The following is a 23,804-nucleotide window of genomic DNA, read 5'->3' as shown; positions in this document are numbered from 1 at the left end:
CTCGATCTCGGTGGCATGTCGTGCATCGAGGCCGGGTGCGCATTCCCCGTACTGCGCGCCTGCGGCCTGGGTGGGTCAGTCGGCCGTCCGTCCGTCGCATTCTGTCCGGTCGGGCGGGTCTCCCCGGACGGCATCGGAAACGGCACGCCGGACGCGGCCATCACCCGGCAAGACCGGTGGAGTCGCCGGATCGTTGGCCCGATGTCAGGTGCCGACCAGCAGTGGGAGGTTGGCACGGTGAACGTGGTCATTGACGGGCGGTTCGTGCTGAACGCGGCGGACCTGCACCACAGACTGGCCGGCGCGCTCGGCTACGGGCCGTACTACCGGCACGACCTGGCGGACCTCCGCCGTCACCTCGCCGCCGGCGACCCACGGCCGGTGCACCTGGTGTGGACCCACGCCGACAGCATCCGGATGGCGCTGGGCGCGAGCGCATACGAGCAGTTCGTCGCGACGCTCACCGAGATCGAGGCCGGCGACGAGGGGTCGCGCTGGAACGACCGCTTCATCTTCCGCTTGTTGGACTGAGCTCCTCCCAAGCCCGGCGGCGCCGGTGCCGGTCCGCGCCGCCCGCGCCGCACGCGTCCGCGCTTGCGCCGTCCGCTTGCGCCGTGCGCGTGCGCCCGCACCTGCGTCGGCCGTGCCGTCCGTGTGCGTTCGCGCTGCGTGCGTCCGCGGGCCCCTGCGTCGGCGCGTCCGCGCCGCCCGCATCCGGGCCGTTCGCGACCGGAGCGGGCTCGCCGGTCCGCCGTCCGGTGGCCCCGGCCGAGAAGCGGTGCACCCGCGCTGCACCCGCGCCCGGCTCAAGTGCGGCCCTCGGCGCCCGATTCCTTCTGGCACCTGCGGACGGCTCCGCGGGTGAGCGGGCCCGACCGTACCCCCTCGGCGGACGGGCCCGCTCTGCTCCCGCCGCCGCGGCCGTTCAGGAGTACCCGGGCCGCCGACCGTCAGAGGCACCGCGCCGGGAGGCGCCGGGCCGGGAAGGGTGTGCGATGACCGGACACTCCGGCCGACCCGGCCGCGCTGTTGGCCGACCCGGCCGCACCGTTGGCCGACCCGGCCGCGCTGTTGGCCGACCCGGGCGCGTCGACGGCCTGGTCGCCCGAGGCGATGGACTGTTCATCGGCGCCGACGACGAGAAGATCGTGGTGTCGCCGTACCCGATCAGGATGCGGTCCGGGCGCGCCCGGCGGAACCGGCAGGGGTCCGTCGTCGAGGTGGTGCCGGTCGCGCCGAGCGGGCGCAGCCGGGAGGACCGGGTCCGGTTCTCCTCACAGTTGTCCCTGGCATTGCTCGTGCTGGTCGCCGTGCTCGCCTCGGTGGGCATTCCGTGGTGGGCCGGGCTGGCCGGGGCTGTGGCGCTGGTCGGGTTCGTCAGCGTCGAGCAGGCCAGGGCCGCGCGGACCGGGGTGCTGGCGTTGCCGCGCGGTGACGACTCCTTCGTGTTGCTGGCCGCCGAGGAGCGGGTCGCCTACGGGCGGGCGTTGACGGTGGCCCGGCGCGTACGGCTGACCTGGCCGGCGCTGCGGCACATGATCGACGCCGAGCAGGCCGACCGGGACCTCACCGCCGCGTTGCGGGATCTCGCCGCGATCATGGCCCGCCGGCAGCAGATCCGGCGGCTGCGGGACGAACTGGGCGTCGCGTCCCGGCACGATCTTCCCGCCGACAGCCCGGCCGTGCAGGCCCTCGCCGAGCAGCGGCTGCGCGTCGAAGGGCTGTGGCGTTCCACGGCCGACGCGGCCAACCGGATCCTGGCGAGCATCAACGCCGCCGCGCTGGCCGGCGAGGACCTGCTCCGCGAGCAGCGCATCGGGCGGACGGCCCGGGACGCCGAGCTGGCGATCTCCCGGCTGACGGCTGCGGCGGCTGCACCCGCGGACTCGGGTCCGGAGCTGGCCGAACGCACGGCAGCCGTCATCGCCGCCTACCGGGAGCTGGCCGCGGACCGCTGAGCCGGCTGGAACGCCGCCACCGCCTGCCCGACCTCTTCAGTGATCAGGTCCATGTTCAGCTGGGCCGCCGTGTGCAACCCGGCCGCCGCCGAACTCACCACCTGGGCCATCTGGTCAGCCACGTTCCCGGCCACCCAGACGCCCAGCACCGGCGTACGGCCCGACGGCTCGGCCGGCACCGACGATCCGAAGTCGTTCTCGGTGGCCGAGAGTCCCAGCAGCCCCAGCATCCCCGCGTTGGCCACGAACCGGGGAGCGACGACCAGCGCCTCGCGGGGGACCAGCGTGCCGTCGGTCAGGCGTACGCCGGTCAGCGTGCCGTCCTCCGCGACCACCTCGGCCACCTTCTCCGTCACGACCGTGATGCCGCGGGCCGCGAGTTCCCGGGCCTGGGTTTCGTCCGGCGCCGGGGCCGTGTGCAGGAAGAGGGTCACGTCGTCGCTCCACTGCCGCCACATCTGGGCCTGGTGCAGTGACATGGGGGAGGAGCCCAGGATGCCGATGGCCTTGCCGCGAACCTCGAAGCCGTGGCAGTACGGGCAGTGCAGTACCCCGTGCCCCCACTGGTCACGCAGGCCGGGGAGGTCGGGCAGTTCATCGGTGAGACCGGTCGCGACCAGCAGCCGCCGCGCCTCGAACCGTCGCCCGTCGGCAAGCGTCACGAAGAGCAGGCCGCCGCCGGAGGACGCCGGTTCGCCGTCGGAGGACGCCGGTTCGCCGCCGTCCGCGAGCGCGGAGAGCGGGGTGGCCTCAGGCGGGGAGAGCCGCCCGGCCGCGGTGACCGTTCCGTCGATCACCTCGGCGCCGTACCGGACCGCTTCCGCCCGTCCGAGCTCGCGGTACTCCGCCGGCGGGACCCCGTCGCGGGTCAGGTAGTTGTGGATGCCCTCGGCCGGTGCGTTGCGCGGCTCCGCCGCGTCGACCAGCAGGACCTTGCGCAGCGCTCGGCTCAGCGCCACCGTCGCACTCAACCCGGCGGGTCCGCCGCCGATCACGATCACGTCGTATGTCATGGGACCACGGTGGCCCCGCCCGGCCGGAAGTGGCAAAGTTATTTGCTGTGATGGCAAACGATGAGGTGCTGGCGGCGGTCGGGCCGCGGTTGCGGGCGTTGCGGCAGGAGCGGGCGACCACGCTCGCCGCGCTCTCCGAGAGCACCGGCATCTCGGTCAGCACGCTGTCGCGGCTCGAGTCCGGGCAGCGCAAGGCCACGCTCGAGCTGCTGTTGCCGCTGGCCCGGGCATATCAGGTGCCGCTCGACGACCTGGTGGGGGCGCCGCCCACCGGCGATCCGCGGATCTACGCCCGGCCGATCAAGCACAGCAGCGGCCAGACGATCCTGCCGCTGAGCCGGCAGTCCACCGGCCTGCAGGCCTTCAAGCACCTCATTCCGCCGGGCCCGGTCGAGGCGCCGGACCCGAAAACCCATGAGGGGTACGAGTGGCTGTACGTGATCAGCGGCCGGCTCCGCGTCGTCCTCGGCGAGCATGACCTGGTCCTGCCGGCGGGGGAGGCGGCGGAGTTCGACACCCGCGTTCCGCACTGGTTCGGCAGCGCCGGCGGTGAGGCCGTGGAGTTCTTGTCGATCTTCGGACCGCAGGGCGAACGCATGCACGTCCGCGCCAGATCAACCCGGAAGTAGGCCGGCGAGGAAAGCGGAGGCCGGCCGGCGAGGACAACGGAAGCAGGCCGGCGAGGGAAACCGAAGCAGGCCGGCCGGCAGACGCGGTCAACCCGGTAGGAGATCTTTGGCGAAGAAGCAGTCGGCGAACGGCGCCTGCTTCCACGCCGGCACCTCGCGGAATCCCACCGCGGCGTAGAGGGCCCGGGCCTCGATGAGATCGGTACGGGTGTCCAGCCGCAACCGCCGCAGCCCCCGCTCGCGCGCCGCCTCCTCGACGGACGCCAGCAGCCGCCGTGCCACACCCGAGCGGCGGGCCGGCGGTGCGACGTACACCTTGGTCAGTTCGCCGGTGTGCGGCCCGGCGACGCGCAGCCCGGCGCAACCGACCGGTTCGCCGGCGCGGTAGGCGACCAGCAGGACGGCGACGTCGTCGGCGGGTTCGTCGGCCAGCGCCCCGTCCACGGTGGAGGCGGGCATCGGGCGCCGGTGGTAGCGGTCCACGACCTCGGTCATGTAGGACCGGATGAGCGCGACGGCGTCCGGGGCGTCCACGGGTACCGCTCGGATGGTGACCACGGCCGCATCGTGCCAGGATCCGTTCGCCGGCCACGAGCGAATTTCATGCGCGGAGGGTGATCATGTGTTCACCCGTTCGGGTGACTGCTTACCGCAAGGTAGACCAATACGGTGACTCGGACATGCGCTTCCCCGGCACCGCCCGCATACCGTCCGCCACCGGCTCCGAAGAGCCGGTGGACGGTGGGTGCGCGCCGCCTGCAAAGCCAGGACCAGCTCGGAGCGCCGGGAAGTCAAGCTCCGGCAAGTCGGCGGCCTGCGGCGACTCAGGCGGCCCGGCGGGCCGTGGACATCTGCCGCGGCACGCTCGGCGGCACCCCCGGCTGCGGGCGGCGGCCCAGCGCCTCGAGCGCGTCGAGCAGCATCGCCTGCACGGTCGCCGACGCGGGCAGCCGCCAGCCGTTCTCCTCCGGGGTGACCGCCCAGCGCACCTGCCCGTCGGGGGTCCGGCTGGGTGCGGCCGGGATCCACGAGCCGCGGCCGTGCCGCAGAACGTCCAGGCAGGACCCCAGCTCGGGGCCCAGTTCCTCGCCGGGGCGTACCAGGAACATCCAGCGTCCGGAGGGTGCGACCGCGACCGGGCCGCGGGCGTCCTCGCGTTCCGGGCCGATCACCCCGGTGTGCAGCCGGACCGCGCCGAGGACGCGCAGGCCCACCGCGGCCGGCACCTCGAGGACGTCGAAGGCGCCGCCGGTGGCGAGCAGCACCGTGTACGGCCGGTCGCGCCACCAGGCGGCGATGCGCGCGGGATCCGTGGACGCGTCGTCCTCCCAGCACTCGATGGCGGGATGGCAGCCCATGATCGGGCAGCCCGGCCGGCCGCAGGCGAAGCGGTCGCCGTTGAGGTACGCCCCCGGTGTCACCGCCCAGCCCTGCCGGGCGTAGCGCAGCGCCGCACGGCGCAGGCGCAGCCGATCGAGGAGGGCCCGTGGGCCGATCGGCTCTCGGTTGCTCCACTGCATGGTCGGTTTACCCCCGGTTCGGGACTCGCTGCCGCTATATCAGGCGGGGTTGCCGTTACCAAGCGCGACACGCGTCGTTGGTTCGGTCAGATCACCCATTGCAAGTTGCATGAGAAACTACGAGCAACGGTGGGCAGGCGATCACACAACCTGTGCGACCAGCACGGACGAGTGAGGTCCACACTGCACGTGAAGCACCGGGTTGCTCACCGGCGGGGGTCGCCGGATGAGTTTGGGGAGGCACCGTGGACGAGCTGCCGATCGGCCGGCGAGTCGCCTACTGGCGCGGCCGGCGCAAGATGTCCCAGCAGGTCTTCGCGGACCGGCTGGGCAAGTCCAAGAGCTGGGTCGACAAGGTGGAGCGGGGGGTCCGCCGGCTCGACAAGTTCTCCGTCGTCTACGAGATCGCCGACGTGCTCGCCATCGACGTCCAGCTGCTGCTGGGCAAGGACGTCGAGCGGCGGCCGGAGACGCAGAACTGCATCGACCAGGTCGAGGTCGAGGAGATCCGCGCCGCGCTCGAGCGCTACGACCAGATGAGCGCGTTCTTCCATCCCGTACCGCAGGCGCCGCCGCTGACGGAGATGCGCAAGGCGGTCAGCCACGCCTGGCTGACCTATCAGCACGCGAAGTACGGCGTGCTCGCCCGCAAGCTGCCGCAGCTGCTGCGTGACGCGCAGGCCGCGGACAGCGCCCACGCGAGCGGCGACGAGGCACGCGACGCGGCGCACCTGCTCGGGCAGGTGTACCAGATCGCCTCCTCGGCGCTGCGCAAGGTCGGCGAGCACGAGCTGTCCTGGCTGGCGGCGGACCGGTCCATCGCGGTCTCGCAGCGCGCCGGCGACCAGCTGCTGGCCGGTATGGCGAGCCACCGGGTCGGCATGGCGCTGCTGTCGCTCGGCCGGGTCCGCTCGGCCCTCGAGGTCAACGTCAACATCGCGAACCGGCTGGCACCGACGACGCCGGACTCGGCGACGCCGGAGCGGCTGAGCGTGTACGGCCTGCTGCTGCTCACCGGCGCGATGGCGGCGGCGCGCATCGGCGACAGCGCGACCGTCCGTGACCTGGTCACCGGCGCCGAGCAGGCGGCCGGCGCGCTCGGTGGCGACTTCAACTACTACTGGACGTCCTTCGGGCCGACCAACGTGGAGCTGCACCGGGCCGCGGCCGCGGTGGAGCTGGGTGACGGCGGCAAGGCGGTCGAGACGCACAACCGGATCGACCCGGAGCACTTCGCCGCGATGCTCCCGGAACGGCGCGCGCACCACTTCCTCGACATCGCGCGCGGATACACCCAGCTGGGCGATGTGGAGAAGGCCAGCGAGATGCTGCTGGAGGGCGACCGGCTCGCCCCGTCCGAGATCCGCTGCCGCCCGCTGGCTCACGAGGTCATCTCCGACGTGCTGCGACGCACGCGGGGCACCCCGCCGGCACCCATCGCGGAGCTGGCCGAACAGATGGGAGTCGGCGTATGAGGTGGGTTCTGCGGTGAGCACGGCCAACCCCGCGCCCGGCGTGCTCTACATCCTGGTGTGCGGATCACCGATCGCCCGGGACGTGGGCGTGCTCGTCGACCTGGCCCAGCGTGACGGCTGGGAGGTCTGCGTGATCACCACGCCGGACGGGCGCAAGTTCGTGGACGCGGCGGCGTTGCAGGCGCAGACCGGGCACGCCGTCCGCAGCTACTACAAGAACCCGGGCGACGACGACCTGCTCCCGCCCGCCGACGCGATGATCGTCGCGCCGGCCACGGTCAACACCGTGAACAAGTGGGCGGCCGGTATCACCGACACGCTCGTGCTGGGGCTGCTGATCGAGGGGTACGGCTTCGGCATCCCGACGGTCGTGGTGCCGTACACGAACAAGGTCATGGCGATGCATCCCGCGCTGCACGACAGCATCGCCAAGCTGCGTACCTGGGGTGTCGAGGTGCTGTACGGCGACGACGTCGTGAGCCTGGGCGGTCCCGGCCAGAACGACCGGTTCCGCAGCCGGTTCCCGTGGCGGCGCGCGCTGCAGACGCTGTACGCCCGCTTCGAGACGGGCAGCCGGGTCGAGCCGGGAGCCCGCTCCTAGCCAGTAGAGTTGGCGGCCGTGACCGACTCCGCGCTCGCCCCACCGACCGTCCGTACGGTCATCGCCGCCCTCGACCGGCGATATCCCCGGTCGTGGGCGGAGCAGTGGGACCGGGTCGGTCCCGTGCTGGGCGACTTCGACCGGCCCGTCGAGCGCATCCTGGGTGTCGTCGACTGCGTCCCGGAGACGGTCGAGGAGGCGGTCTCGGTCGGCGCCGACCTGATCGTCGCGCACCACCCGTTGCTGCTCAAGGGCGTCTCGTCGGTGGCGCCGGACACGTACAAGGGCCGGATCGTGCACCGGCTGATCAAGGCCGACATCGCCCTGTACGTCGCGCACACCAACGCCGACACCGCCAACCCGGGCGTCTCGGACGCGCTGGCCGCCCGGCTGGACCTGGTCAACCTGCGCCCGTTGGCGCCCGCGGCCCCGGGCAGCCCGGCCGCCGGTGAGGGCCGGGGGATCGGCCGGGTGGGTGAGCTGGCCGCCCCGATGACGCTCGCCGAGCTGACCTCGTTCGCCGCCCGCCGGCTGCCGGCCACCGCGGCGGGGGTCCGGGCCGCCGGTGACCCCGATCTGCGCGTGCGTACGCTGGCCGTCTGCGGCGGCGCGGGCGACTCCTTCCTGCGGGAGGCGACGGCTGCCGGCGCCGACGCGTATCTCTGTGCCGACCTGCGCCACCACCCCGCCGGCGAGCACCTCGCCGCGGGCGGCCCCGCCCTGCTCGACGTGGCGCACTGGGCCAGCGAACGCCCCTGGCTCGACGAGGTGGCCGGATGGCTGCGCGCGCAGTTCGGCGTCGCCGTTCTCGTCTCCGACCTCGACACCGACCCCTGGACCGTGCACGCGGTCGCCGACGACAAGGAGATCCACCCGTGAAGGCCGCCCCGGAAGCCCAGCGCCGCCTGCTCGACCTGCAGGCGATCGACACCACGCTCAACCAGCTGGCGCACCGCCGCCGGTCGCTGCCCGAGCTCGCCGAGATCGACACCGTCGCCCGTGAGCTCTCCGCGCTGGAGGACGAGCGGGTCCGCGCCCAGGTGGCCGTCGACGACCTGGACCGCGACATCTCCCGCTACGAGAAGGACATCGACCAGGTCCGTACCCGCAAGCAGCGCGACCAGGCCCGCCTCGACGCCGGCGGCGCGCTGCGCGAGATCGAGGGGCTGCAGCACGAGCTGGCGACGCTCAACCGCCGGCAGTCGGAGCTGGAGGACGCCGAGCTGGAGCTGATGGAGCGCCGGGAGAGCGCCGAGCAGACGCTCAACGAGGTGCTGAAGCGGATCGCCGAGGCCGCCGAGCGCCGCGACGCGGCCGAGGCGCGCCGCGACGAGGCGTACGCGGAGATCGCCAAGGAGCAGGAGTTCAAGTCCCAGTCGCGCGGCCCGCTCGCCGCCGATCTGCCGGCCGACCTGGTCACGCTCTACGACAAGATCCGTGAGGAGACCGGGCTGGGCGCCGCGCTGTTCCGCTCCGGCCGGTGCGGCGGCTGCCGCATCGAGCTGTACGGCGCCGACCTCGCGCGGGTGAAGTCCGCCCCCGCCGACGAGGTGGTCCGCTGCGAGGAGTGCCGCCGGATCATGGTGCGTACGGCGGAGTCCGGCCTGTGAGCGGTGACCTCCGGGTGATCGTCGAGGCCGACGGCGGGTCGCGGGGCAACCCCGGCCCGGCTGGCTACGGCGCAGTGGTGCTCGACGCCGCCGGCGAGGTGCTGCTCGAGCGGTACGGCTCGCTGGGCACCACGACGAACAACGTCGCCGAGTACCAGGGGCTGATCGCGGGCCTGCGCGCCGCCGCCGAGCTCGGTGCGGCGCGGGTCGACGTACGGATGGATTCGAAGCTGGTCGTCGAGCAGATGTCCGGCCGCTGGCAGATCAAGAACCCGGGCCTGCGCCCGCTCGCCGCCGAGGCCGCCACGCTGGTGAACGGCTTCGCCGGGGTGACCTTCGACTGGATCCCGCGCGAGCGCAACAAGCTCGCCGACGCGCTGGCCAACCGCGCGATGGACGAGGCCGCGGGCAAGCCGGTCCGGGACCGGATCGAGCCGGAGGTGATCGAGCCCGAGGCGAAGGCGCCGCCGCGGAGCTGGGCGCCGCCGTCGCTGGAGGCGGCGACGCGGCTGATCCTCGTGCGGCACGGCGAGACCGCGTTCACCCAGCAGGGCCGGTATTCCGGCCGCGGCGACGTGCCGCTCACCGACGAGGGCGAGGCGCAGGCCATGGCCGCGGCCGGGCGGGTGGCCGGCATCAGCCGCGACGTCGCGGCGGTCGTCTCCTCACCCTTGAGCAGATGTACGCGCACAGCCGAGCTGATCGCCTCAGAGGTGGGCGGCGTCTCGGTCACCGTCATGCCGGAGCTGATCGAGTGCGACTTCGGCGACTGGGAGGGCCTGACGTTCGGTGAGGTCCGCGACCGCTGGCCGGCGGAGATGGACCGGTGGCTGGGTTCGGCGAGCGTGGCGCCGCCGGGCGGGGAGTCGTTCCAGGCGGTGTCCAAGCGGGTCCGGGGTGCGCTGGCGACGCTGCAGTCCGCGTACCCGTCCTCGGTGGTCGTGGTGGTCTCGCACGTCTCGCCGATCAAGCTGATCCTGCGCGACGCGCTCGCCGCGGGTGACGCCTTCCTGCACCGGCTGTTCCTGGACGCCGCGGGCGTCTCCACCATGGACATGTGGCCGGATGGGGGCATAGCGGTGCGTTCGGTCAACGAGACGGCGCATCTTCGATAGATCGGCTTCTTGCTTCTCCAGATCAGGGCGTTTAGCTTCCTCAATCAGGAAAGTTTGTTAAATGCTTCGCCCCTGGAGGGCTTCATGCGCGGATACACCCGTCGCTTCCTCGCCGTCGCCGCGGCCGTCCTGGTCGGCGTCACCGCCGCACCGGGCACGGCCCAGGCGCACGGGAAGAAGCCGTACGTCAAGGTCGGGTACTTCACCCAGTGGGGGATCTACGGCCGTGGCTTTCAGCTCGCCAAGGTGGAGAAGTCGGGCGCGGCCGACCGGCTCACCCACCTCAACTACGCGTTCGGGCCGGTCACCGCGGCCGGCGTCTGCGACTCGGCCGACCCGTGGGCCGACTGGCAGACGCCGTTCTCCGCGGAGCTGAGCGTGGACGGCGTCGGCGACGTGGCGGGCCAGCCGATCGCCGGCAACCTCAACCAGCTCGCCGAGCTCAAGGCGAAGAACCCGAACCTGCGGGTGCTGATCTCGCTCGGCGGCTGGACCGGCTCGGCGCACTTCTCCGACGCCGCGCTCACCGACGAGTCCCGCAAGAAGCTGGTCGGCTCCTGCGTGGACCTGTGGATCAAGGGCAACCTGCCGGGCCTGGCCGCGGGCGTCGCCGGTGGCATCTTCGACGGCATCGACCTCGACTGGGAGTGGCCCGGCTCCGAGGGCAACGCGGGCAACGTGATCCGGCCCGAGGACAAGCACAACTTCACGCTGCTGACCGCCGAGTTCCGCAAGCAGCTCGACAAGCTGTCGCGCACGACGAAGAAGCACTACGACCTCACGGCGTTCCTGCCGGCCGCGCCCGCCAAGATCGACGCGGGCTTCGAGACGAAGATCTTCAAGTACCTCGACTTCGGTACGGTGCAGGGCTACGACTTCCACGGCTCGTGGGAGGCTCGCACGAACCAGCAGTCCGCGCTGCGCGTGCCGAAGGGAGCGCCGGACAACCCCGATTTCTCCGTCGAGGGCGCGATCGGCGCGTGGCGCGACCGGGGCGCCCCGAGCGGCAAGCTCGTTCTCGGCATCCCGTACTACGGGCAGGGCTGGACCGGCGTGACCGGCGGCGGCAGCGGCCTGTTCGCCCCGGCCACCGGCGGCGCGCCGGGCACGTTCGCGGTCGGCACCGAGGACTACAAGGTCCTCAAGAACCTGCCGGCCCAGGGCTACACGGTGCACCGGGACTGGCGGGCCGGGCACTCGTGGCTCTTCGACGGCACCACCTTCTGGACGTACGACGACCCGGCGCAGATCCTGCAGAAGACGGCGTACATCCGGGCGCAGGGGCTGGGCGGGGCGATGATGTGGTCGCTCGACGGCGACGACGAGAACGCGTCGCTGACCCGTACCATCTCGGCGGGTCTCTGGTCGCCCTGGCGGCGGTAATCACTGTGCGCGAGGGTGGTGTGCCGTTCGGCGCACCACCCTTGCCGTTCGGCGCAAGGTGATCTCCACTGTGAGTCCCCTGTGAAACCTCTCGGTAACGTGCGGCCGATAACCGTCATTCACTCCGACCAGGAGGATCCCACCCATGACGGAACCGGTACGGTCCCCGCGCAGTGATCGCAGCCCCTGGTACTGGCTGCTGCTCATCCCCGTCGTCCTGCCCCTGGTGACCCCGCTGTTCAACCGCGACTCGCCGCGGTTGTGGGGGTTCCCCGCGTTCTACTGGCTGCAGTTCCTCTTCATCTTCGTCGGCGTCGCCACGACCTCGGTGGTCTACCAGATGACCAAGCGGCCCACGCGGGCGTCCGCGCCGGAGACCCGGGAGGCCGTCGATGAGTGACCACATCACCGAGATCGTCGTCTTCTCACTGCTCTTCCTGCTGGTCAGCGGCATGGGTTTCGTGGCGGCCCGCTGGCGCGCCCCGAAGGACATGGCCCACCTCGACGAGTGGGGGCTGGGCGGCCGCAGCTTCGGCGGCTGGATCACCTGGTTCCTCGTCGGCGGCGACCTCTACACGGCGTACACGTTCGTCGCCGTGCCGGCGCTGATCTTCGGAGCCGGCGCCGCCGGGTTCTTCGCCGTGCCGTACACGGTGGTCATCTACCCGCTGTTCTTCCTGATCCTGATCCGGCTCTGGTCGGTGTCGCACCGGCACGGCTTCGTCACCCCTGCCGACTTCGTCCGGTCCCGCTTCGACTCGCCGCTGCTCGCCCTGCTCGTGGCGATCACCGGCATCGTGGCGACCATGCCGTACATCGCGCTGCAGCTCGTCGGCATCGAGGCGGTGCTCAAGACGATGGGCGTGACGGGGGAGAGCGCCCTCGCCCGGCACCTGCCGATCATCATCGCCTTCGCGATCCTGGCCGCGTACACCTACCAGTCCGGCCTGCGGGCGCCCGCGCTCATCGCGTTCGTCAAGGACACGCTGATCTACATCGTGATCATCGTGGCGGTGCTCTACCTGCCGTACAAGCTGGGCGGCTGGGGCAGCATCTTCGACGACGCGAACGCGAAGTTCCAGGCGTCGAAGGCGCCCGGCGACGGCATCACGCTGAACGCCAACAACCAGATCCAATACATCACGCTGGCGCTCGGCTCGGCCCTGGCGCTTTTCCTGTACCCGCACAGCATCACGGGCGTGCTGGCCAGCAAGAACCGCAACGTCATCAAGCGGAACATGTCGGCGCTGCCCGCGTACAGTTTCCTGCTCGGCCTGATCGCGCTGCTCGGCTACATGGCGATCTCGGCGGGCGTGAAGCCGCTGCCCGGCGCCAAGGCCGGCAGCGTGGACAGCAACACCGTCGTGCCGCTGCTCTTCGACCAGCAGTTCCCGTCGTGGTTCGCGGGCGTCGCCTTCGCGGCCATCGGCATCGGCGCGCTGGTCCCGGCGGCCATCATGTCGATCGCGGCGGCGAACCTGTTCACCCGCAACATCTACAAGGAGTACCTGAAGAAGGACGCGACCCCGGCGCAGGAGGCGAACGTCTCCAAGATCACGTCGCTGGTGGTCAAGGTCGGCGCGGTCGCCTGCATCATCTTCCTCGACCCGCAGTTCTCCATCGACCTGCAGCTCATCGGCGGCATCATCATCCTGCAGACCGGGCCCGCGGTGGCGCTCGGCCTGTTCACCCGCTGGCTGCACCGCTGGGCGCTGATCGCCGGCTGGGCGGCGGGCATGGGCATGGGCATGTGGATGCTCTACAACATCCCGAACGCCACGACCGGCCGCAAACACTTCGGCGGCTCGGCGTTCCCGCTGTCCGACCTCGGCTTCGACAGCCCGAAGACCATCTACGTGGGCTTCGTGGCGGTCGCGGTCAACCTGCTGGTGGCGGTCGTCGTGACGCTCATCCTGCGGGCCGCGAAGACCCCGGACGGCATCGACCACACCAGCCCGGACGACTACTTCGCCGACGAGGGCGACCCGCGCCTCGAAAAGGCCCGTACGACCCCCGACGCGGACGCCGTCACCTCCTCGACCTGACCCGCTCCCTTTCCTCCCGCGGCCTCGGATGTCCTATCCGAGGCCGCGGCCTTTGATGTACGAGTCCATGTCACGCGTCAGCCGCTCGAGGACGCCGGCCAGCTCCTTGCGCTCATGGCTCGTCCAGTCCTTGAGCAGCACGTCGTACAGCTCCCGCCGCGCCTTGGCGACCGCCTCCACCTGGGAGAGGCCCCGCTCGGTGGCGGCGATGACCGTGCCCCGCCCGTCGTCCGGATCCGGATGCCGCTCGACCAGCCCGTCCCGGTGCATCGCGCTCACCTGCCGGGTCACCGTCGAGCCGTCGAGGTTCAGCCGGTGCGCCACCGCCGACACGTTCTGCGGGCCGGACTCCTGGAGCAGCCGCAGGATCACGTACGCCGCCCGGTCCAGCGCCCGATGCGGCCGCGGTGAACTGCGCCGGGTCGCCTCACCCAGCCGGATGAGCATCGCGACCTGCGTCTCGATGACGCCGAGCGCCGCCTCGTCGTTCGCCATGTGCCCTTCCTCGTCTATCACAATGCCCGGGACGACCATTCTCACCGGAAGGCGCGCCACAGCAGGACCAATCCGATCACCGCGCCGAACGTGACAATAAGAACCTTCAACACCTTTGCCGGCAAACGACGTGCCAGCTTCGCCCCCGCGTACCCGCCCACCACCGTCGCGGGCGCCACCACCAGCACGGCCCCCCAGTGGATCGGCGCGAACACGGCGAACACGATCACGGTCACCAGCCCGACGCAGGCGGACAGCACATTCTTCAACGCGTTGATCCGGTTCAGGGTTTCGTCCAGCACCAGCGCGAGCGCGGCCACGTACATCACCCCGAGGGCGGCGCCGAAGTAGCCCCCGTACACGGCCCCCACGAACACGACAACCGGCAACACCCCCCGCCGCCGCCGGCTCGCATGCCCCACGAGCGCCCGCAACCGATCCTGGAACCCCAGCGCGGCGGCCGCCCCGAGCACCAGGAACGGCACGATCAGGTCGAACGCGCGGGCGGGCGTACCGAGCAGCAACGCACACCCGGCAGCCGACCCGGCCACACACACCGGCACCAGCGACACCAGCCGCCGCCACTGCCCCCGAAGATCCGCCCGGCTCCCGACGACACTGGACACGTACCCCGGAAAAACCGCCACCGAATTGGTGACGTTCGCGGCAACGCTCGGCAGCCCGACCCCGATCAGCGTCGGAAAGGTGATCAGCGACCCGCCACCGGCCATCGCGTTGACGACACCCGCGACCAGACCGGCGGCGAGCAGCAGAAGAACGTCTCCGACATCCATGATGCGAATGAATCTACGGTGATCGGCCGAGCACATCCCGCGCCGGGCCGCGCGGTCCGCCCGGGTGGCTGCGTCGGCCTTGCCGCTTCCTTCCCCGGCCCGGCTTGCTGCCTTCCTCCGCACCCTGCTCGTTGCCTTCCTCCACGGCCCGCTTCCTTCCTTCCTGCCCGGGGCTGCTCGCCGCATGGTGGCTGGTGCGGCGCCTGCCATCGAGGAATGGCCGCTGCCGTAGGATGACCGCGACGGACGAGTCGGCTGGGCGGTCGCGTCGGCACCCCCTCACCGGGATGCCGCCGAGGAACGTCCGGACTCCGCAGAGCAGGGTGGTTGCTAACGGCAACCCGGGGTGACCCGCGGGAAAGTGCCACAGAGAACAGACCGCCGGCCCACGGGCCGGTAAGGGTGAAACGGTGGGGTAAGAGCCCACCAGCACCCCGGGCGACCGGGGTGGCTCGGTAAACCCCACCCGGAGCAAGGCCAAGAAAGGCCGCCGCCGCAAGGCGGCGACCGGCGCAGGCGTCCGAGGGCTGCTCGCCCGAGCCTGCGGGTAGGCCGCAAGAGCCTGTCGGCAACGGCAGGCCGAGATGGATGACCGCCCAGCGGCGAGCAATCGCCGCGGACAGAATCCGGCGTACAGGCCGACTCGTCCGTCGCCCCCCTCGTCGGATGTGCAAAGCTCGCCGGCGGCCGGCGGCCGGCGGACGCGGTGAGTCAGGAGCTGGACACGCCGAGTAACCATTGACGCATGAAGATGGTTCGTTCCGCCGTGGTTGTGGTTGCCCTCGTCCTGAGCATGCTGGCCGGCATTGTGGCGTCGCCGTGGTTGATGTCGCCCGTTGTCGGCCGCGTCGAGGACTGGCGCGAGTTGTCCGAGGCCGGCCAGGCCTATGGCGGTATCTCGGCGATTTTGTCCGGGTTGGCGTTGTGTGGCATCGCTGCCTCGCTTCTTCTGCAATGGCGCCAGGTCCGGGTGACGCAGGAGATGACGACGCGGGAGCGGCATTTCGAGCTGGTGAAGCTCGGTCTCGAGGACGCCGGCCTCCGCTTTCCCGGCGCCCGGGAAGGGGAGACGGAGGACCTCAGGCAGTGGGCGTACGCGAATTTGTGGGTGTCTCTCTGGGCCGCACTGTGGGATGTGGGCTCTGCGGGGCCGGTGGAGGTCCGGAGGCACTTCGATCTGCTCTTCCGCGACGAGTGCGCGCTGCGCTGGTGGGGAGAGTGGGGGCCGTCGTGGACCGTCAGCCACAACAAGAGACGCAGGGCTTTCGTGGCGATAGCCCATGCGGCCTACGCGGATGCCGTTGAGTCGAGGCGGAACGGTCCCGCCGGGCGTTCAGAAGATGTCGGCGTGACGCTCGATATCGGCGACCGGGAGGATGAGCCGGGAGTTTGACAGGTGGATCGTTCGGTGTGATGGCAGGAGCCTGGTCGATGTGGCCGGATCGTCGCCCGTTCCCAGATTCCGTTCCCACCGCGGATGCGATCCCCCCGCGACGATCAGCCGGATCCGGTTGCCGCGCGCGAACCGGTGCGCAATCGGCTCGAGTTCGATGCGGACCACGCCCGCCGGTGCCGAAGGGCCGAGGCGGATGAATCCGTCGCTGACGTTGCGCGATCGGCCCCTGGCGTCCACCTCCGACACCCGGACGAACAGGTCCGCGAAAGGGTTGTCGGAGCGGTGGTCCAGCTCCACGACCGGGCTGTCGAGGATTTCGAGCGGCGTGGTCAATGGCTTGGAGGTGAAGGCGAGTACGTCGGACCGCGAGGCGAGGGCGCTGTCGTCCACGTAGCCGGCGGTGATTCCCGGGGAGACCTGCGTGACGAACGCACCGCCGTACGTCGGTGTCGGGTCGGTGGGGTCGTAGGTGAACGTGTCGACGGCCGTGGGGCCGGCGGGCTGAGGGGTCAGTTGTCTGTCCGCGCCGGGGTGGAGGGTGTGTTCGACCGTCGGCGGCGGCCAGGCTGGAAGGTTGCGCCAGCCGGCGCCGGTCACGAAGACCTTGACCGGCTCGGCGCGGTGCCCGGTGGACGAGCCGGCCAGGTGTTCGTCGAGCCACGCCAGGGCTTCGGGGAGCAGGATGCGGGCACCCGCCGCGCCGCCTTCGGCGTGGGTCCAGGGGCCGATGGTGAGGGCCACGCCGGTGCCGCGGGCGGTCAGCCGGGCGTGGGCTGCCGTCGTCTGGCGGAGGAAGCCGTCCTGCCAGCCGCCCTGAAGCAGAACGGGTACACGCACCCGGTCCAGCGCTTCCGTCAGGTCGGCGGGTTCCCACCAGGGGTCGCCCATGTCCCGCCGGCTGATCCACTCGCCGTACCAGGGGGCCTTCCCGTTCAACAGCTCCTTCGCGGCGTCGGCCAGCGGGAGGGCTGCCAGCGCTCGCCTGATCCGGCCCCGGGCGGCGAGGATCGAGGCCATGCGGGGCAGGATCGGCTGCTCCTGTCTGGTCGTGACGAACGACCATTCGAGGAAAGTGCTGAGCAGGAACGCCCCACCGGGGTGAACGGCCGCGACGAGGTCGTACGGCGCGCACGCGACGATCGCGGTGGTCAGTTCCGGTGGCGGTCCATCAGCAGCGCCCATTGGGTGAAGCCGAGATAGGAGTAGCCGTGGGTGGCGAAGCGCCCGTCGAACCACGGCTGTTCGCGCATCCAGGCGACGATGTCGGCCGCGTCGTCGACTTCCCGCATGAACGGTTCGAACGTTCCGCCCGAGCCGAACGTGCCCCGGCATCGGACCAGCACGACCCGGTAGCCGCGCCGGGCGAACAGTCCGCCGGTCATTGAGGAGCCGACCGTGTTCACCCCGTACGGGGAAGTCACGAGCACTGTTCCCGACGCGGGGCCCTTCGGCAGCAGGACGTCCGCGAGCAGGCCGACCCCGTCCCTCATCGGGATCCGTACGCCGCGACGGACGGTGTAGTCGCTCGTGGCGGCCGGTAGGTGCGCGTACCTCGTCCACAGCCGGTCCGCGAGCCGTTCGCCAGGCGTGCGCTTCACGTCGGAGAGTCTGCCGCCTCCGACATGAACTTTCAATGTTTTCTGAAAGCCCATGGTGGCCCGGTATCGTCCCCGGTGACATGACCGAGGGGAGTTCCGTGCCGCAGGATGAGGTCGGCAGGTTTGTCGAGCGTTTCGCATCGACCCTCACCGACGCCGGCTTTCCCCGTCTCGCCGCCCGCGTCTTCGCGACGCTCCTGGTCAGTCAGAGCGGGCGGATGACCGCCGCCGAGCTCGCGGAAAGGCTGCACGCCAGCGCCGGCGGGGTCTCGGGCGCCGTCCGCTACCTGGTCCAGGTCCGGCTCATCCGCGCCGAGCGGGAGCCGGGAACGCGCCGCCACACGTACGTCGTCGACGACTCCTGGTACGAGGCCACTGTCACCGGGAACCCGTTCCTCGAAAGGGGCGAGGCCGATCTGCGCGACGGCATCGCGAACCTGGGCGATTCGCCGGCGGCCGACCGTCTCACCGAGACGCTCGAGCTCATCCAGTTCCTCCGGGAAGAGACGCGCGCGATGATGCTCCGCTGGCAGGAACGCAAGGCGGCGCTGCGTACGCGGCAGCCCTGACTGCGCCCCTCACATCCGGGCTCTCAGGACGTCGAACTCGCAGCCCGGCGTGGACGGGTCGAAGCCGTGCGCGAGCAGCCACCGGACCGCGAGCAGGCTCCGCATCGACCACCAGGCGCGGATCACGTCGCGGTCGACGTCGGTGCCGTAGCCGGCGATGACGTCGTCGAGGTGGTCCTCGTAGCCGAGCGTCAGGACGGCGAGGTCGTACAGGGCGTCGCCGCGGGCCGCCTCGGACCAGTCGATCACGCCGGTGACCTCGTCGTCCTCGATGAACACGTGGTTGGTCTGGAGGTCGCCGTGCGTGAACACCGGGGTCCAGGGCCGGAGCGCCGCCTGGGCGATCTCGCGGTTGCGTGTGATCAGTTCGGTGGGCAGGACGGCGTTCGCGACGAGCCACTCGCATTCGGTCTCGAGGTCCGCCGTGATGTCGTCCAGCCGGGGACCTTGCCACGGCGGCAGCGGGGCGTCGTGGAGCTTCCGTACGGCGGCACCGGCGGCGGCCCACGCCGCCGGCGACGCGATGGATGGCCGGCCGAGGTGGCCCAGTTGCGTGCCCGGGACCGCGGCGATCGCCAGCACCGGCGGCTTGCGCCAGAGAACGTCGGGGGTCGGGATCGGCGCCAGGGCCATCGCCTCGATCTCGACATCCGTACGTTTCTGATCGCCGTCGACCTTCAGGAACACGTCCCCGACCCGCAGCGTCGCGCGCTCGTCGTGGGCGACGACCACCTTCACCTCTGCCACGCCGGCAGATTCGCCGGACCCGGACCCGGACCCGGGGCCGGGCCGGGAGTCCGGGTGTTCCCCGGCGACGTGGAAGCCGTCGAAGAGCGGACCGCCGTGCCGGTCGAGGATTTCCTCGATGAGGTTCTCGATCGCGGCGGGGTCGTCGTGGGCGCGCAGCCATCGGCCGGCCAGCTCGTCGTCGAGGTCGCGGAGTTCGCGCAGCAGCCACTTGCTTGTGCCCGTCCAGTGGTCGGCCAGGGTGAGGGCCTGCTGAGCGGCCGACGTCCAGGCGGCGGTGGCGATGACGGTACGTTCGCCGGGGTCGGTGGCGTGGCGGAGGTCGTCGAGCAGGTCGGTGAGGTGGTAGCGGGCCTGGGCGCGCTGGTGTGCGGGTAGCGGCGCCGGTCCTGCTGCCAGGACGGCCGCGCAGTGGGTCTGCCATCGGCGGGGGTCGCCGGAGACCGGGATGCCGGTGGCGACCATGCGATGCATGATCGGACGTCGGCCCGGGAGGTCCTTGGCCAGGTAGTGGCTGAGGGACTGCTCGTCGTGCACGAACAGTTCGACGGGCCAGCCGCGGAAGTGGCGGGAGTCGCGGTGCGGAACCTGCCCGTCGCCCTCGGGCAGGAGGACGACGATGTCGAGGTCCGAGCCGGTGGTGCGTTGTGCGGTGGTGACGCTGCCGGCGAGCACGGCCCACCGGTTCCGGGGGAACAGCTCCGCGACGAGGTCGCGCGCGTCGGTCAGCGGATCGCGATGCATCCGCTCAGCGTGCAAGGCGCGTGGTGGTGAGCAAAGCGGATTTCGCCGACCCGTGGCCCGGCGATGAGCGAGGATCGGGCGGTGAGGCGGCGGAAGTGGGGACGGATTTCGCGCACTGTGGACATCGTCCTGGTCGTGCTTCTCTGCGTACTCTTCGTCTGGATGGTCTGGGTGGTGGCGACCTGGACCGGCTGATCGGGGGAGAGGCCATGACGGACGACAAGCCCGGCTGGGGCGGCGGCATCTGGGCCGCGGCCGATCTGCTGACCCCGATGGCCGTCCGCGTCGCGGCGACCTTGCGCTTGGCGGATCACATCGCCGCGGGCATGCGTACGGTCGAAGCGCTGGCCCCCGCCGCGCACGCCGAGCCGGACGCCCTGGCCCGCGTGATGAACCACCTGGTGACCGCCGGTGTCCTGAGCCGTACGGGCGACGGCGTCTACGCCCTGACCGAGCTCGGCGAGCAGCTGCGCGACGACCACCCGGAGGGCATGCGGGCCTGGCTGGACCTCGAGGGCGCCATCGGGCGAGCCGACCTGTGTTTCACCCAGTTGCTGCACACGGTGCGGACCGGCGAGGCCGCCTACCCGCGGCAGTTCGGCCGGCCGTACTGGGATGACCTGGCCGCCGATCCGCGCCTGGCCGCGTCGTTCGATGCGCTGATGGGTTCCCGGCTGGTCGACGGTGACGGGGTCGCCGCCGCTTATCCGTGGGGTGAGCTGGGGCACGTCGTGGACGTGGGTGGCGGCAACGGCACGCTGTTGATCGCGCTGCTCCGGGCGCATGCGGGCCTGCGGGGCACGGTGGTCGATCTGGCCGGTGCCGCCGCGCGGGCCGAGGAGGCGTTCGCGGAGCTGGGTGGCCGGGCCGAGGCCCGGGCCGGGAGTTTCTTCGAGCCGCTTCCCCCCGGCGCGGGCGGCTATCTGCTGTCCGGCGTGCTGCACGATTGGGACGACGAGAGTGCGGTGCGGATCCTCGAGCGGTGCGCGGAGGCGGCCGGCGCGGACGGCAGGGTCATCGTCATCGAGGACGGCGACGGCGGCGCGCCGGACACCGAGGGTGACCTGCGGATGCTCTGTTATGTCCGCGGCCGCAACCGGACACCCGACCAGATCGGCGTGCTCGGCCGGGCGGCCGGGCTGGAGCTCGGGCCGGTGCGGGTCGCCGGGCTGCGGATGATCATCGAGTTGCGTCCCGTGCCCCGCCGCCTGGCGGGTGCCGGCGAAGGCGATGGTTCGCGCTGACTGACGTCATCTGCAGGCGGCGATGACCCGGGTCAGTGCCGCGTGCAGGTGCTGCAGGTCGGCGACCGGCAGGCCCAGCCGCTCCACCACGGCCGGGGGGATCTTCTCGGCCTCGGTGCGCAGCTCCCGGCCCTTGGGGGTGAGCGTGATCGCGAGGCTGCGCTCGTCGGACTGGTCCCGTTCGCGGACGAGATAGCCGACCGCCTCGAGGCGTTTCAGCAGCGGGGAGAGGGTGCCGGGGTCGAGGGCGAGCAGTTCGCTGAGCCGGCGTACGGACAGCGGTGCGTACTGCCACAGCGCCAGCATGACCAGGTACTGCGGGTGGGTCAGGCCCATGGGCTCGAGGAGCGGACGGTAGACCGCCACCACGCTGCGCGCCGCCACGGAGAGGGCGAAACAGACCTGCTGCTCCAGGGCGAGCGGGTCGGTGATGTCACTCGGGTCACTCACTGCTGATCTCCTCGGTTCGCCCGCTAGACTACAACGGTTGGGGTACCAACTATTTGTGCACTAATCATTTTTGGATCTTGGGGGCGGCCATGCCGACGTCGAGCCCGGAGCGGGGCCGGTTCCTGCGCTGGTTCCACGCGACCTTCGACAACTGGTTCTTCCGATCGCTGATCGGCCCGGCCCAGACGTCGAATGCCGTGCACGGCTGCGAGCAGGACGCGCGCGACGGATGGAAGCGCGACCTTGAGGCGCGCAAGCAGTACACCCGCGAGCAGCGCGAACGCAAGCGGTTGGCACGGGAGGCCGGACGGCGTCCTATGTGATGCATTTCTGTCGGGCATCCGGCTGCCGAGTTCCCGACAGCGAACCGCCGACCTAATCTGCGGGCAAGCCGTTCCCCCAGGAGGCGAGCATGCAGACCCCCCAGGACACCGCCGAGTTCGTGGCCCGGCCGGCCGACGCCGTCGCCGGCCTCTTCCCCGATCAGCGAGGCGCGCAGGCGGCGGTGGCGTCGCTGCAGGCCGCGGGTTTCGCTCCCGTCGAGGTACGTCCGCGGCACCCCGAGCGCTGCCGGCTGCGCGACTGGGGCGGCGACGCGACGATCATGAACCTGTACGTCGAGGGTCTCCACAAGGGACATTCGCTGCTGGTGGTCCCGGCGTCACGGGCCGACCGGGAGCTGATCGGCCGCCTGCTGGTCCGGCACCAGGGGCACGCCGTCTACTACTTCACCCGCGACGGGGTCGAGTCGCTGACCGTCCTGGTGTAGGGCCGGCGCCGTTCGACGGAATCGGTTGTCGCGATACGGAAAGCGGGGGAGCGGGAATCCCGGCCCGGCGCGGCCCCGGCGGTTTCGGGCGCGGCAAAGCTGCACGGTACGTGAATGAATTGCCATCGCCGTCGGGCCGCCGAAAGCCCGGTGATCCGATCCGCCGGTAGGTGCCCCCGCGGGCCCGGAATGGCCGTGGCATGCCATTTAGCTGCGACGATGTCCCATCGGCCGAGAGGTACGGCCGGTGATCGGGCCCTCCGCGCAGCCCTCCGAGGCGGGCATGGCGGGTCTGTCCGGATGTGACTACTCACGCAGATCGACTCCGCTCATCGGCGTACCCCCGCGGAATAGGGTGAAATAGCTGGTGGTTAACTCTGTCCGGAGCGGACGGCCGGGTGAGTAGTCCGGCGACGGTGTGACGCGCCACCGTGCTGCATGATCGTGAACTTCTCCACGTGCCGCTCCGGTTGACGTGCAAGTTGCACACTCATAGTGTCTGATATGTGACGCCGAGTGTTCGCTGGATGTCCGGTGCGGTCGCGTCGCGGTATGCAGGGAATTCGGTCGGCGCGAGGAGTTCTTTGTGAGTGTCAGGATCGGCATCAACGGTTTCGGCCGTATCGGGCGCAGCATTATGCGCATCGCCGCCGCCGCGCCGCAGGCAGGAATCACCGTTGCTGCCATAAATGACATCGCGCCGCTGGACCGATTGGCATACGCGTTGAAACGCGACAGCTTACGCGGCCGGTTCGCGGGCACGGTCGAGGCGGCGCGCGGGCGGCTCGTCGTCGCTGACCGTCCGGTGTGGGCATTCCGCGAGTCGCAGCCGGGACGGATCCCGTGGTCCGACGCCGGCGTGGACGTGGTGATCGAGGCGACCGGCCGGTTCCGCAGCGGCGACGTCGCCCGGACGCACATCACCCACGGCGGCGCCCGCAAGGTCGTGATCAGCGCGTCGGCCGTCGACCCCGACGCCGTCCTGGTGTGGGGCGCCAACCACCACACGTACGACCCGGCCCGGCACGACGTCGTGTCGCCGGCCTCGTGCGGGGTGAACGCCCTGTCGATGATGGCGAAGGTGCTGCTCGACCGGTTCGGGCTGCGGGGCGTCCAGACGTCGGTGGTGCTCGCGGCGCAGGGCTGGCAGAAGATCCACGACACCACGAGCGGCACCTCGCGCGACGACCCGCGGCTGGGCCGCGCCACCGCGGAGAGCATCATCCCGCACGACCACGTCGCCGGTGACCTGATCAGCGTCGCGCTGCCGCAGCTCGGCGACGTCCGGTACAGCTACTACTGTGTGCCGACGCCGATCGGCTCGCTCGCCGAGCTCGGCGGGTACACAGACCGCCCGGTCGGCGTCGACGAGGTCAACCGGGCGATGGCCGAGGCCGCCGCCGGTCCCCTGCGGGGCCTCATCGACTACGAGCCCGACCCGACCGTGTCGATCGACGTACGGGACAACCCGGCGTCCTGCCTGTTCGACCCGTCCGGCACGCAGACCACCGCGGACGGCGGGGTCAAGGTGCGCGGCTGGTTCGACAACGAGTGGGGCTTCTCGCACCGGCTGCTCGACCTGGCCCGCCTGGTGGGGGAACGCGAGCCCGTGCCGGCGGGCGCCCGCTACACCCCGGCCGTGGTGTAGA

General features: G+C 71.2%; 25 protein-coding genes, 1 other RNA gene and 1 pseudogene. 18 read left to right on the top strand and 9 right to left on the bottom strand.

Features of this window, described 5'->3' with window-relative positions; all coding sequences use genetic code 11:
* The first annotated feature begins 237 nt into the window (after positions 1–237).
* Both IT780_RS39915 and IT780_RS39910 read left to right on the top strand, forming a co-directional pair.
* Positions 238–531 carry a barstar family protein gene (locus IT780_RS39915; protein ID WP_199517087.1) on the top strand — a complete coding sequence of 98 codons (294 nt, stop codon included), beginning with the start codon at positions 238–240 and terminating at the stop codon, positions 529–531.
* Positions 532–1,148: 617 nt separating this feature from the next.
* Positions 1,149–1,958, top strand: a complete 810-nt coding sequence (locus IT780_RS39910) for a hypothetical protein (RefSeq protein WP_307831638.1) — start codon at positions 1,149–1,151, stop codon at positions 1,956–1,958.
* Here the strand turns inward: IT780_RS39910 and IT780_RS39905 are convergent.
* Complete coding sequence (locus tag IT780_RS39905) at positions 1,931–2,971, bottom strand: NAD(P)/FAD-dependent oxidoreductase (protein ID WP_199517086.1); 1,041 nt, start codon at positions 2,969–2,971, stop codon at positions 1,931–1,933. The two genes, IT780_RS39910 and IT780_RS39905, sit on opposite strands and share 28 nt — an antisense overlap.
* Before the next feature lie 50 nt (positions 2,972–3,021).
* Between IT780_RS39905 and IT780_RS39900 the strand changes: the two genes are divergently transcribed.
* Positions 3,022–3,600, top strand: coding sequence for a helix-turn-helix domain-containing protein (locus IT780_RS39900; protein WP_199517085.1), 579 nt, complete (start codon positions 3,022–3,024; stop codon positions 3,598–3,600).
* 87 nt (positions 3,601–3,687) lie between these two features.
* Here the strand turns inward: IT780_RS39900 and IT780_RS39895 are convergent, their stop codons facing one another.
* Positions 3,688–4,158 carry a GNAT family N-acetyltransferase gene (locus tag IT780_RS39895; RefSeq protein ID WP_307831637.1) on the bottom strand — a complete coding sequence of 157 codons (471 nt, stop codon included), beginning with the start codon at positions 4,156–4,158 and terminating at the stop codon, positions 3,688–3,690.
* A 266-nt stretch (positions 4,159–4,424) separates the two neighbouring features.
* Entirely contained in the window at positions 4,425–5,120 is a 696-nt protein-coding gene (locus IT780_RS39890) for a bifunctional DNA primase/polymerase (protein WP_199517084.1), read from the bottom strand.
* A gap of 245 nt (positions 5,121–5,365) precedes the next feature.
* On the opposite strand from IT780_RS39890, the gene IT780_RS39885 reads away from it, so the two are divergent.
* From IT780_RS39885 to mctP, 8 genes are all read left to right on the top strand, one after another.
* Positions 5,366–6,595, top strand: coding sequence for a helix-turn-helix domain-containing protein (locus tag IT780_RS39885; protein WP_199517083.1), 1,230 nt, complete (start codon positions 5,366–5,368; stop codon positions 6,593–6,595).
* Positions 6,596–6,608: 13 nt separating this feature from the next.
* A complete protein-coding gene (locus tag IT780_RS39880) occupies positions 6,609–7,196 on the top strand; it encodes a flavoprotein (protein WP_199517082.1) in 588 nt (195 codons plus the stop codon).
* An 18-nt stretch (positions 7,197–7,214) separates the two neighbouring features.
* Positions 7,215–8,075, top strand: a complete 861-nt coding sequence (locus IT780_RS39875) for a Nif3-like dinuclear metal center hexameric protein (RefSeq protein WP_199517081.1) — start codon at positions 7,215–7,217, stop codon at positions 8,073–8,075.
* On the top strand, positions 8,072–8,806 hold the full coding sequence (locus IT780_RS39870; protein WP_199517080.1) for a zinc ribbon domain-containing protein: 735 nt from the start codon (positions 8,072–8,074) through the stop codon (positions 8,804–8,806). The genes IT780_RS39875 and IT780_RS39870 overlap by 4 nt, the downstream gene beginning before the upstream one ends.
* Positions 8,803–9,921 (top strand): bifunctional RNase H/acid phosphatase, encoded by a 1,119-nt coding sequence (locus IT780_RS39865; RefSeq protein WP_307831636.1) that lies wholly within the window; start codon positions 8,803–8,805, stop codon positions 9,919–9,921. Before IT780_RS39870 ends, IT780_RS39865 begins: the two co-directional genes overlap by 4 nt.
* A gap of 84 nt (positions 9,922–10,005) precedes the next feature.
* Positions 10,006–11,304 carry a glycoside hydrolase family 18 protein gene (locus IT780_RS39860; RefSeq protein WP_199517079.1) on the top strand — a complete coding sequence of 433 codons (1,299 nt, stop codon included), beginning with the start codon at positions 10,006–10,008 and terminating at the stop codon, positions 11,302–11,304.
* Positions 11,305–11,449: 145 nt separating this feature from the next.
* Entirely contained in the window at positions 11,450–11,704 is a 255-nt protein-coding gene (locus tag IT780_RS39855; RefSeq protein WP_199517078.1) for a DUF3311 domain-containing protein, read from the top strand.
* Positions 11,697–13,349, top strand: coding sequence for a monocarboxylate uptake permease MctP (gene mctP, locus IT780_RS39850; RefSeq protein WP_199517077.1), 1,653 nt, complete (start codon positions 11,697–11,699; stop codon positions 13,347–13,349). The genes IT780_RS39855 and mctP overlap by 8 nt, the downstream gene beginning before the upstream one ends.
* A gap of 33 nt (positions 13,350–13,382) precedes the next feature.
* On the opposite strand, the gene IT780_RS39845 is transcribed toward mctP, so the two are convergent.
* Positions 13,383–13,844 (bottom strand): MarR family winged helix-turn-helix transcriptional regulator, encoded by a 462-nt coding sequence (locus IT780_RS39845; RefSeq protein ID WP_199517076.1) that lies wholly within the window; start codon positions 13,842–13,844, stop codon positions 13,383–13,385.
* A gap of 41 nt (positions 13,845–13,885) precedes the next feature.
* Positions 13,886–14,638 (bottom strand): sulfite exporter TauE/SafE family protein, encoded by a 753-nt coding sequence (locus IT780_RS39840; protein ID WP_199517105.1) that lies wholly within the window; start codon positions 14,636–14,638, stop codon positions 13,886–13,888.
* A gap of 247 nt (positions 14,639–14,885) precedes the next feature.
* Here IT780_RS39840 and rnpB point away from each other — a divergent pair.
* Together rnpB and IT780_RS39830 are read left to right on the top strand one after the other, a co-directional pair.
* An RNA gene (rnpB, locus tag IT780_RS39835) (RNase P RNA component class A) lies at positions 14,886–15,288 on the top strand.
* Between the two features lie 95 nt (positions 15,289–15,383).
* A complete protein-coding gene (locus IT780_RS39830; RefSeq protein WP_199517075.1) occupies positions 15,384–16,031 on the top strand; it encodes a DUF6082 family protein in 648 nt (215 codons plus the stop codon).
* On the opposite strand, the gene IT780_RS43595 is transcribed toward IT780_RS39830, so the two are convergent.
* Together IT780_RS43595 and IT780_RS43590 are read right to left on the bottom strand one after the other, a co-directional pair.
* Entirely contained in the window at positions 15,972–16,775 is an 804-nt protein-coding gene (locus IT780_RS43595) for a CocE/NonD family hydrolase (RefSeq protein WP_372443917.1), read from the bottom strand. The two genes, IT780_RS39830 and IT780_RS43595, sit on opposite strands and share 60 nt — an antisense overlap.
* A 27-nt stretch (positions 16,776–16,802) precedes the next feature.
* Positions 16,803–17,524 (bottom strand): annotated as a pseudogene (locus IT780_RS43590) (CocE/NonD family hydrolase); the annotation flags it as partial.
* A 188-nt stretch (positions 17,525–17,712) separates the two neighbouring features.
* Between IT780_RS43590 and IT780_RS39815 the strand changes: the two are divergent.
* Positions 17,713–18,201, top strand: a complete 489-nt coding sequence (locus IT780_RS39815; protein WP_199517072.1) for a GbsR/MarR family transcriptional regulator — start codon at positions 17,713–17,715, stop codon at positions 18,199–18,201.
* 9 nt (positions 18,202–18,210) lie between these two features.
* On the opposite strand, the gene IT780_RS42425 is transcribed toward IT780_RS39815, so the two are convergent.
* A complete protein-coding gene (locus IT780_RS42425; RefSeq protein ID WP_233414291.1) occupies positions 18,211–19,692 on the bottom strand; it encodes a phosphotransferase family protein in 1,482 nt (493 codons plus the stop codon).
* A 209-nt stretch (positions 19,693–19,901) separates the two neighbouring features.
* On the opposite strand from IT780_RS42425, the gene IT780_RS39805 reads away from it, so the two are divergent.
* A complete protein-coding gene (locus tag IT780_RS39805; RefSeq protein ID WP_199517071.1) occupies positions 19,902–20,936 on the top strand; it encodes a methyltransferase in 1,035 nt (344 codons plus the stop codon).
* A 6-nt stretch (positions 20,937–20,942) separates the two neighbouring features.
* Here the strand turns inward: IT780_RS39805 and IT780_RS39800 are convergent, their stop codons facing one another.
* Positions 20,943–21,386 carry a MarR family winged helix-turn-helix transcriptional regulator gene (locus IT780_RS39800; protein WP_199517070.1) on the bottom strand — a complete coding sequence of 148 codons (444 nt, stop codon included), beginning with the start codon at positions 21,384–21,386 and terminating at the stop codon, positions 20,943–20,945.
* An 89-nt stretch (positions 21,387–21,475) separates the two neighbouring features.
* Between IT780_RS39800 and IT780_RS39795 the strand changes: the two genes are divergently transcribed.
* The 3 genes from IT780_RS39795 (at position 21,476) to IT780_RS39785 (ending at position 23,803) form a co-directional block, all read left to right on the top strand.
* Complete coding sequence (locus IT780_RS39795; protein WP_199517069.1) at positions 21,476–21,709, top strand: hypothetical protein; 234 nt, start codon at positions 21,476–21,478, stop codon at positions 21,707–21,709.
* Between the two features lie 89 nt (positions 21,710–21,798).
* Positions 21,799–22,155, top strand: coding sequence for a hypothetical protein (locus IT780_RS39790; RefSeq protein ID WP_199517068.1), 357 nt, complete (start codon positions 21,799–21,801; stop codon positions 22,153–22,155).
* Between the two features lie 586 nt (positions 22,156–22,741).
* The gene (locus tag IT780_RS39785) at positions 22,742–23,803 is read left to right on the top strand and encodes a type I glyceraldehyde-3-phosphate dehydrogenase (RefSeq protein ID WP_199517067.1); all 1,062 of its coding nucleotides are present in this window, start codon (positions 22,742–22,744) and stop codon (positions 23,801–23,803) included.
* Position 23,804: the final 1 nt, after the last annotated feature.

Source organism: Nucisporomicrobium flavum (assembly GCF_016464385.1).
GTDB lineage: Bacteria > Actinomycetota > Actinomycetes > Mycobacteriales > Micromonosporaceae > Actinoplanes > Actinoplanes flavus_A.
This window is presented reverse-complemented; position numbering and strand designations above follow the sequence as displayed.